The following is a 7,148-nucleotide window of genomic DNA, read 5'->3' as shown; positions in this document are numbered from 1 at the left end:
GCGCCAGGTATTCCATGTTGACCTGGTGCACGATGCCGACGCCGGGCGGCACCACTTTGAACGTATCGAAGGCCTGCATGCCCCATTTCAGGAACTGGTAGCGCTCGCGGTTACGCTCGAATTCGATTTTCATGTTGAGGTCGAGCGCGTCGTGGCTGCCGGCAGCGTCGACCTGAATGGAATGGTCGACCACCATATCGACCGGCACCAGCGGCTCGATCTTCTTCGGGTCTTTGCCCAGTTTCTGGGCGGCCGAACGCATCGCGGCCAGATCGGCCAACAGCGGCACGCCGGTGAAATCCTGCAGGATCACGCGCGCCACGGTGAAGGGGATTTCCTCGGTGCGTTCGGCGTTGGGCTTCCAGCCGGCCAGCTGCTTGACGTGCTCGGGCGTGACCTTGACGCCGTCGCAGTTGCGCAGCACCGACTCCAGTACCACGCGGATCGATACCGGCAGCCGCGCCACCGATGCGCCGAGCGCGGCTTCGAGTTTTTTCAGCGAGGCAAACTGCTTGCTGCCGCTGGCGGTTGAGAAGGTGTCCTGGGTGTGGAAAGCGTCGGTCATGGCGATGGCGGCCTCGGTGGAAAGTTGAAACGAAATACTAATTCAAGCAATGAAAGTGCCAACAGCGCGGCCCGCTGGGGGCCGCGCAGGCCCGGACGGCTACGCGCCGCGTCTGCCGGCGGGTTTAACTTTCCCGCCTCATCTGCGGGAAGAGGATCACGTCGCGGATGCTGGGCGAATCGGTCAGCAGCATCACCAGGCGGTCGATGCCGATGCCGCAGCCGCCGGTGGGCGGCAGGCCGTGCTCAAGCGCGCGGATGTAGTCGGCGTCGTAGTGCATCGCTTCCTCGTCGCCAGCTTCTTTTTGGCGCACCTGATCCATGAAGCGTTCGGCCTGGTCTTCGGCGTCGTTCAGCTCGGAGAAGCCGTTCGCCATTTCGCGGCCGGTGATGAACAGTTCAAAGCGTTCGGTGATGTCCGGCTGGGCGTCGGAGCGGCGGGCCAGCGGCGACACTTCGGCCGGGTAGTCGATGATGAAAGTCGGCTGGATCAGCAGGGTTTCGGTAGTTTCCTCGAAGAACGACAGCTGCAGGCCGCCGAGGCCATCGTGCGGCCGGTATTTACCCTTCATCGCCTTGAACTGGCCGATCAGCCAGTCGCGGTCATTCAATTGTTCGACCGTGTATTGCGGATGGTAGTGGCGGATCGCCTCGACGATGGTGAGCCGGGCAAACGGCTTGCCAAGATCGATTTCGTGGCCTTGGTAGGGCACCACGGTCGACCCGGTGGCAGCCATGGCGGCGGCGCGGATCAGCGATTCGGTGAGATCCATCAGGTAGCGGTATTCGCGGTAGGCCTCGTAGAACTCCATCATGGTGAACTCGGGGTTGTGCCGCGTCGACAGGCCTTCGTTGCGGAAGTTGCGGTTGATCTCGAATACCTTCTCGAAACCGCCGACCACCAGCCGCTTGAGATAAAGCTCGGGCGCGATGCGCAGGAACATTTCCATGTCGAGTGCGTTGTGGTGGGTGGCGAACGGCTTGGCCGCCGCCCCGCCGGGGATGGGATGCATCATCGGCGTTTCGACTTCGAGAAAGTCGCGTTCGATCATGAAGGCGCGAATCGCCGAGATGATCTTCGAGCGGCGCATGAAGGCTTCGCGCGCGACATCGTTGGTGATCAGGTCGAGATAGCGCTGGCGGTATTTCTGTTCCTGGTCGGCCAGGCCGTGGAATTTTTCCGGCAGCGGGCGCAAGGCCTTCGACAGCAGGCGGATGGAGCGGGCCTGGATGGTGAGCTCGCCCTTGTTGGTCTTGAACAGGATGCCGGTCACGCCGATGAAATCGCCCAGGTCCCAGTGCTTGAACGCGTCGTGCGATTCGGCGCCGGCGTGGTCGTTCGTCACGTAGACCTGAATCTGCCCGCTCATGTCCTGCAGCGTGGCGAAGCTGGCCTTGCCCATCACGCGCTTCAGCATCATGCGGCCGGCCAGCTGAACTTCGACGGCTGCGGCTTCCAGTGCTTCCTTGGATTGGTTGCCGTGGGCGGCGGCCAGCTTGCCGGCGTAGTCGCGGCGATCGAAATCGTTGGGGAAGGCGGGGCCTTGCTTGCGGATTGCGGCGAGCTTGGCGCGGCGTTCGGCGATGATCTGGTTTTCGTCGAGGGCGGGGGCGGGGGCGGTGGTGGGGTCGGTCATGGTGGTCAGGGTCAATCGAAACGGTGGAGTACAAAACCGAGCGCCTGGGCGGCGTCGGCTTGTTTCTTGTCGGCAGTTGAAAACTCGGGAATGGTGTGGCGACGCGCGACCGCGAGGTGCAGCGCATCAAGCGCGCGCAAAGGCAGGTCGGTGACTTCATCCATCAGGTGGTAGGCCAGCGTCAGGTCATCCTCATGGAAAGACGAGACCGCGAGCGCGCCGTCCTGCATGTCCAGCCTGAAGGCTTCGAGCACCTGTGCTTCGAGCTCGGCGGATATCTGCTGGTTGCGACGACGACGCGCGAGCGCGCAGCGCATTTCGACGACAGTCAGGCGACTGATCGCGAGCGGCGCCTGGTCCAGAAAGAAAGCGTCAAAGGTGTCACTGCCGGCTTCGCTGAGGTAGCGCTTCACCAGTGCGCTGGTATCGACATAGATCATCAGAAGCGATCTTCGCGGTCTTCGCTGATCAGAACTTCACTGGGAATTTCCTGGAACGGCTGGCTGGCACGAAATGCGGCCAGTGAACGAAAGGCCTTCTTGCGCCGGGGTTCAACCGGCAGGATGCGCGCCACCGGCTCGCCGCGATTCATGACCAGCACTTCGTCGCTGTCGGCGAACATCTGGTCGGGGTGCGACAGGCCTTCGCGGGCTTCGCGCACGGTCAGGGTTTTCATTTGAGCGCTCCAGGAGCAAAACGTGACACAATTATAGCCAATGTGACACGTCGCTCGCCAGCCCTTTTTCACCCATGTCCGACACCCCTATAAGCCTGCTCAACCGCGTCTTCGGCTATCCCGCGTTCCGCGGCGAGCAGGCCGCCATCGTCGATACGCTGGTGGCGGGCGGCGATGCGTTGGTGCTGATGCCCACCGGCGGCGGCAAGTCGCTGTGTTTCCAGATTCCGGCGCTGCTGCGCGACGGCTGCGCGGTGGTGGTGTCGCCGCTGATCGCCCTGATGCAGGATCAGGTCGCGGCCTTGAAGGAATTGGGCATCGCGGCCGAGTTTTTGAATTCGAGTCTGGATAACGCAACGGCGATGCAGGTCGAGCGTGAATTCGTCACCGGCCAGCTCAAGCTGCTGTATGTCGCACCGGAACGTTTGCTCACGCAACGTTTTCAGGGCTTGCTCGAACAGGCGCAGGTCGCGCTGTTCGCCATCGACGAAGCGCACTGCGTATCGCAGTGGGGGCACGATTTCCGCCCCGAATATCTGGGCTTGTCGGCGCTACACGAACGTTTTCCTAGCGTGCCGCGCATCGCGCTCACCGCCACCGCAGATACTGCCACGCGCGCCGAAATCCTCACCCGGCTCGATCTTGGCGCCGCGCGCGTCTTTGTCGCCAGCTTCGACCGCCCCAACATCCGTTACCGAATTTCCGAGAAATCCGACCCACGTCGCCAGCTGCTCGATTTCCTCGGCGAGCACAAAGGCGAAGCCGGCATCGTCTACTGCAGCACGCGCAAAAAGGTCGAAGAAACTGCCGAGGGGCTGAAGCAGGCCGGCTTGACCGCCTTGCCGTATCACGGCGGCATGGACAACGACACCCGCCGCCGCCATCAGGAAAAATTCCTGCGCGAGGATGGCGTCGTCATGGTCGCCACCCTCGCGTTCGGCATGGGCATCGACAAGCCCGACGTGCGCTTCGTCGCGCACATGGATCTGCCGCGTTCTGTCGAAGGCTATTACCAGGAAACCGGCCGCGCCGGCCGCGACGGCGAGCCCGCCGAAGCGTGGATGGCCTGGGGCCTGCAGGACGTCGTCACCCAGCGCCGCTTCATCGACGAGGGCGAGGCCGAAGACGCGCACAAACGCATCGGCCACGCCAAACTCGACGCGCTGGTCGGCCTGTGCGAAGCGGCGAGCTGCCGCCGCGTTGCGCTGCTGAGCTACTTCGGCGAAGTCAGCCAGCCCTGCGGCAACTGCGACGTCTGTCTCAATCCGCCGACGCTGTGGGACGGCACCGAAGCCGCGCAGAAATTGTTGAGCACGGTCTACCGTACCGGCCAGCGCTTCGGCGCCGGCCACGTCATCGACGTGCTGCTCGGCAAGACAACCGACAAGGTCGACAAATTCGGCCATACCAGCCTGAGCGTGTTCGGCATCGGCGCCAGCCAGACCGACAAGGTGTGGCGTGCCGTGCTGCGCCAGCTGGTCGTGCGCGGCTTGCTGGAAGTCGATCACACAGCTTACGGCGCGTTGAAACTCACCGCCGCCGCCAAGCCCGTGTTGAAGGGCGAAGAAACCGTCATGCTGCGCGCCATCGAAGTGCGCCCGGCACGCAGCAAGAAATCCCGCTTCGCCCCCAGTTCCGGCACCGGCGTGCACGACGACGAAGATCCCTTGTTCCTTTCGCTGCGCGCCTGGCGTCGCGAAACCGCCAACGAAAAAGGCGTGCCCGCCTACGTCATTCTTCACGACGCCACCCTGCGCGAAATCGCCGCCCGCCGCCCCGCCACGCTGGCGGAACTGGGTGAGATATCGGGGCTGGGGACGAAGAAGCTGGAAGCCTACGGCGAGGCGGTGCTGGGGGTGGTGGCGGAGGGCTGAACAAGAACGCAAGCCGCAGGCTTTGACGAACGCCAAGTCTCGCCCTATAGTTAACCAAAAGGTTAATTAACTGATAGAGAAACTACGCATGAGCCCCGCAACAGACACCCTGAGCATGACCTTTGCTGCGCTGTCGGACCCCACGCGGCGGGCGATGCTGGCGCGTCTGGTGCAGGGCGAGGCCTCGGTGAACGAGCTTGCCGCGCCATTCAAGATGAGCCTGCCAGCCGTCTCGAAACACATCAAAGTGCTGGAAAAAGCAGGGCTGCTGATCAAGACCCGCCAAGCGCAGCAGCGCCCCTGCAAGATCGATGGCGAGCAACTCAAGCAGGCGGTGGGCTGGATTGAACAGTACCGGCAGTTGTGGGAAGGGCGCTTGGACCGTCTGGATGCCTATCTGCTGGAACTGCACGCCAGTGAATCCGCGGCCACGGCGACGCAGGAACTGGCGCCCAATCCAGACGCGCGCAAGCCAATCGATACACCGGCCAAGGTCAAACGAAGTGCTGAAAAGCAGGCCCAGGCAGTCACAAGCCCCAAAAAACCCAAGCCCGCCACACGATCCGCACGCAACCAACCCGCAGCCAAGGAGAGAACAGATGACGACGAACTTCAACAACAAATTGGATTTGACTTTTGAGCGCATCGTCGATGTGCCGCCCCAATTAGTCTGGCGGGCCTGGACGGAACCCGAGCTGATCAAGCAATGGTTTTGCCCCTTGCCATGGAAGACGATCGATGCCGAAGTCGATGTGCGCCCCGGCGGGATTTTCCGCACCACCATGCAGTCGCCCGAAGGCAAGGAATTTCCCAATCTCGGCTGCTACCTGGAAACGGTCAAAAACGAAAAACTTGTCTGGACCAATGCCTTGTTGCCCGGCTTCCGGCCTGCATTGATGAACGCCCCCTGCGGCGATGAAGCGGCCGAATTCATGTTCACCGCCAAAGTCGAAATGGCCCCGCACGGCGAAAACGGCACCCGCTACCGCGCAACCGTCATACATGCAGACGAGGCGGGATGCCGGTTGCACGCTTCCATGGGCTTTGAAGAAGGCTGGGGCGTGGCGCTCGATCAACTGGTCGCCATGGTCAAGCGGGGCATTTGATCATGCGGCTGCCCACGATCCGGATCAACCAAGGAGAGAGACGATGAAATCGAGCGAAAACGAACGTGAGGTGGTCCTTCAGCGCGAAGTGCCGTTTGCCCGGGAACTCGTCTGGAAGGCCATGACTGTGCCCGAACACCAGAACCGCTGGTGGGGTCCCGACGGCTTCAGGAACGAAAACGTGACCATGGATTTCCGGGTCGGCGGCGCGTGGACATACGAGATGGTTGGGCCCGACGGCACCCGCTACCCCAACCACACGGTGTTCAAGGAAATCACCCCGCCGTCCAGGCTGGTTTTCGACCACGGCGATGGCCAGCGGATATGGTTCGAGAGTTGCATCACCTTGCAGGAAACCGGCAGCGGCACCCTGATCACGCTGCGCCATCTTTTCCCCAGCAAGGAATCCCGCGACGAGGTGGTCGAAAAGTACGGTGCCATAGAGGGAGGCAAGCAGCACCTGGCGAAGCTTGAGGCTTATCTCAGAGCGAACATGGCTTGAACGACGACGTCATGCTGCCGACCTTGGACTTAGCGGAGGGTTGAGGGCCGGCCAGGAGACAGCGCACCGACCTGCGCGCGGGGGGTGGACGACACCCCGTGTTGCGCAGTATGCTGCACACAATTCTGTCATCCCCGCAAGGAGTAGGTCATGGGTTTTTCCACCGGCGATGTCGTGCCATTTACCCAGGCGCGCGCCAATCTCTCCGAACTCGCCGACCAGGCCAAGGCTGGCGCCGAAAAAATCATCACCAAAAACGGCGAGAGTTACGTCGCCCTGATCGACGCCGACCGGCTGGACTACTACCACCGGCTGGAACGCGAGCGCATCCATCTGCTGCTGATCGACGACGCCCGCCGTGGTCTGGCCGACATTGCCGCCGGACGGACCTTCGAGGCCGATGGCGCCATCGAGCGGCTGCAACAGCGCCGGGCCGCGACCGGTTCCGCCAAACCGTCCAACGCTGGCAAGCCCACCCGCAAGCGTGGCTGAGCACCTGTACCGGGTCGAACTGACCGCGGGTTTTCTGGAACGCCTCGACGCCATAGAAGCCTTCCTGCTGGAGGCCGGCGCGGGCCTCGCCTTCGATACGCTGCTGGCCGAATTGCGCGCCTCGGTCATCCCCAACCTGAGTCGCTATCCACGCATCGGCCGGTGCTACCTGGATCGTCCGCCCCAATCGGCCGAAGCGCTGGACCAACTCGCCGCGCTGCCGGCCGGCGCCGCCCAGGCTCTGCGCGAATACCTGCATGGCGACTACCTCATGCTGTACACCGCATCGGAAACCGA

Annotated in this window: 10 protein-coding genes; 6 read left to right on the top strand and 4 right to left on the bottom strand. The window is 62.8% G+C overall.

What is annotated here, in order from left to right:
* The 4 genes from IV098_RS15065 to IV098_RS15050 form a co-directional block, all read right to left on the bottom strand.
* Positions 1–565 (bottom strand): aconitase family protein (locus tag IV098_RS15065; protein WP_296890521.1); only part of this gene is annotated, 565 nt, incomplete at its 3' end.
* A gap of 124 nt (positions 566–689) precedes the next feature.
* A complete protein-coding gene (lysS, locus tag IV098_RS15060) occupies positions 690–2,201 on the bottom strand; it encodes a lysine--tRNA ligase (RefSeq protein ID WP_296890520.1) in 1,512 nt (503 codons plus the stop codon).
* 11 nt (positions 2,202–2,212) lie between these two features.
* Positions 2,213–2,641 (bottom strand): type II toxin-antitoxin system VapC family toxin, encoded by a 429-nt coding sequence (locus tag IV098_RS15055; RefSeq protein ID WP_296890519.1) that lies wholly within the window; start codon positions 2,639–2,641, stop codon positions 2,213–2,215.
* Positions 2,641–2,877, bottom strand: coding sequence for a type II toxin-antitoxin system prevent-host-death family antitoxin (locus IV098_RS15050; protein WP_296890518.1), 237 nt, complete (start codon positions 2,875–2,877; stop codon positions 2,641–2,643). The genes IV098_RS15055 and IV098_RS15050 overlap by 1 nt, the downstream gene beginning before the upstream one ends.
* A gap of 74 nt (positions 2,878–2,951) precedes the next feature.
* Between IV098_RS15050 and recQ the strand changes: the two genes are divergently transcribed.
* The 6 genes from recQ to IV098_RS15020 form a co-directional block, all read left to right on the top strand.
* Positions 2,952–4,751, top strand: a complete 1,800-nt coding sequence (gene recQ, locus IV098_RS15045) for a DNA helicase RecQ (protein WP_296890517.1) — start codon at positions 2,952–2,954, stop codon at positions 4,749–4,751.
* 88 nt (positions 4,752–4,839) lie between these two features.
* Positions 4,840–5,391, top strand: a complete 552-nt coding sequence (locus IV098_RS15040; RefSeq protein ID WP_367114191.1) for an ArsR/SmtB family transcription factor — start codon at positions 4,840–4,842, stop codon at positions 5,389–5,391.
* On the top strand, positions 5,351–5,857 hold the full coding sequence (locus IV098_RS15035) for an SRPBCC family protein (protein ID WP_296890516.1): 507 nt from the start codon (positions 5,351–5,353) through the stop codon (positions 5,855–5,857). The genes IV098_RS15040 and IV098_RS15035 overlap by 41 nt, the downstream gene beginning before the upstream one ends.
* 43 nt (positions 5,858–5,900) lie before the next feature.
* Positions 5,901–6,359, top strand: a complete 459-nt coding sequence (locus tag IV098_RS15030) for an SRPBCC domain-containing protein (RefSeq protein WP_296890515.1) — start codon at positions 5,901–5,903, stop codon at positions 6,357–6,359.
* Positions 6,360–6,509: 150 nt separating this feature from the next.
* The gene (locus tag IV098_RS15025; RefSeq protein WP_296890514.1) at positions 6,510–6,851 is read left to right on the top strand and encodes a type II toxin-antitoxin system Phd/YefM family antitoxin; all 342 of its coding nucleotides are present in this window, start codon (positions 6,510–6,512) and stop codon (positions 6,849–6,851) included.
* A partial coding sequence (locus IV098_RS15020; protein ID WP_296890513.1) for a type II toxin-antitoxin system RelE/ParE family toxin occupies positions 6,844–7,148 on the top strand: 305 nt, incomplete at its 3' end. The genes IV098_RS15025 and IV098_RS15020, both read left to right, overlap by 8 nt.

This window comes from Thiobacillus sp. (genome assembly GCF_018780105.1).
In the GTDB taxonomy this organism is placed as follows: domain Bacteria; phylum Pseudomonadota; class Gammaproteobacteria; order Burkholderiales; family Thiobacillaceae; genus Thiobacillus.
Note: the sequence above shows the minus strand (reverse complement) of the source record. Positions and strands in the feature narration are given on the sequence as shown.

Coding starts and splice junctions, on each gene's coding strand:
- lysS (WP_296890520.1), bottom strand. CDS start 2,201: ATGACCGACCCCACCACCGCCCCCGCCCCCGCCCTCGACGAAAACCAG.
- IV098_RS15055 (WP_296890519.1), bottom strand. CDS start 2,641: ATGATCTATGTCGATACCAGCGCACTGGTGAAGCGCTACCTCAGCGAA.
- IV098_RS15050 (WP_296890518.1), bottom strand. CDS start 2,877: ATGAAAACCCTGACCGTGCGCGAAGCCCGCGAAGGCCTGTCGCACCCC.
- recQ (WP_296890517.1), top strand. CDS start 2,952: ATGTCCGACACCCCTATAAGCCTGCTCAACCGCGTCTTCGGCTATCCC.
- IV098_RS15040 (WP_367114191.1), top strand. CDS start 4,840: ATGAGCCCCGCAACAGACACCCTGAGCATGACCTTTGCTGCGCTGTCG.
- IV098_RS15035 (WP_296890516.1), top strand. CDS start 5,351: ATGACGACGAACTTCAACAACAAATTGGATTTGACTTTTGAGCGCATC.
- IV098_RS15030 (WP_296890515.1), top strand. CDS start 5,901: ATGAAATCGAGCGAAAACGAACGTGAGGTGGTCCTTCAGCGCGAAGTG.
- IV098_RS15025 (WP_296890514.1), top strand. CDS start 6,510: ATGGGTTTTTCCACCGGCGATGTCGTGCCATTTACCCAGGCGCGCGCC.